At 61.6% G+C, this 1,335-nt stretch carries 1 protein-coding gene; it reads left to right on the plus strand.

Going from position 1 to position 1,335, the window contains the following annotated elements; translation table 11 throughout:
* A partial coding sequence (locus tag NN4_RS44600; RefSeq protein ID WP_246181454.1) for a tyrosine-type recombinase/integrase occupies window positions 1–1,030 on the plus strand: 1,030 nt, incomplete at its 5' end.
* Between the last annotated feature and the right edge of the window lie 305 nt (window positions 1,031–1,335).

Below are 1,335 nucleotides of genomic sequence, written 5' to 3' on the forward strand. Positions count from 1 at the left end.
CGACACCAAGATCGAGGCACAGCGCTGGATCGACAGCGACGTCACAACCAAGGTCGTGACCGGAACGTGGGTCGACCCGGACCGTAGTGGCGTCCTGTTCTCGGTAGTCGCTGAAAAGTGGTTTGCGACAAAGAAATTCCGCAAGCCCAAGACAGTGGCTGGCTACCGATCCTTGCTCGATACCGTCGTACTGAAGCGATGGGGTTCGGTTCCGTTGCGCGACATCGACTTCGAAGATGTACAGGAATGGGTCGTGCTGCTGTCGGAGTCGGGAAGCACTCGGTTCAAGGGGCAGGGCCTGTCGGCCTCGCGCGTCATCCAGTCGTATCAGGTGCTCGGTCAAGTACTGCGGTTCGCGGTGAAGACCAAGCGGCTCGTGAGCAATCCTGCCGTCGACGTCGAGCTTCCCTCGACACTGGCGGGTGAGCGGCCCTACCTCACTCACTTGGAGGTCATGCGGTTGGGCCTGGCCGCTGGCCGGTTACGCCCACTGGTGTTCACGCTGGCCTACACCGGTATCCGCATCGGTGAGGCGTCCGCGTTGCGCGTGATGGATGTGGACACGACCAGCCGCCGTATTCGTGTGTCTCGTTCGGCAACTCCGGTGACGGGGCAAGGGACGGTGGTGACGGACACGAAGAACCACACCGCACGGACGGTGCCAATCCCCGAGACTCTGGCGAAGGATCTCGAAAAGCTCATGGAGGGGCGCGAATTGAGCGCGTACCTCTTTCCGAGCGAGAAGGACGGCGGCATCCTGGAGTACAACGAATTTCGCCGGGTGTTCAACGAGGCAGCGAAGATGGCCGGTCTCAAGGGGCTTATCCCGCACGGACTTCGCCATACAGCCGCGTCACTGGCGATCAGCGCCGGGGCGAACATCAAGGTTGTTCAGCGGATGCTCGGCCACAAGACCGCGATGCTCACGCTCGATCTGTACGGCCACCTGTTCCCAGACGACCTGGATGTCGTAGCGGCAGGCATGGAGGCCGGTGCCCGAGCTGCTGCGGACGAATTGCGGACCGCATGACGCAGATTCAGGCTCCGACCTCCATAAAACACCCTCTGACCTTTGAGCGAGCGGCGGGAATTGAACCCGCGTAAACGGCTTTGCAGTTCGATCACAGGAAAACTTGCAGGTCACGGCATCGTTGGTTGATGTTGGCAGCGTGAGTCGACCTGCGAAAACGGTGGTTTGGAACGTTGGCGGGGTTGGCTGAGGTTGGGCCTACTGCGGACTGAATGCGGACGGATGACGGCGGTGTGGACGGTGCTCCCCCGCCGCTTTCGCGTGTCCGCGCGACGTCGTCATCTCCGTCCCTTGGCGGATAGGTT

Source organism: Nocardia ninae NBRC 108245, assembly GCF_007990755.1.
In the GTDB taxonomy this organism is placed as follows: Bacteria; Actinomycetota; Actinomycetes; order Mycobacteriales; family Mycobacteriaceae; genus Nocardia; species Nocardia ninae.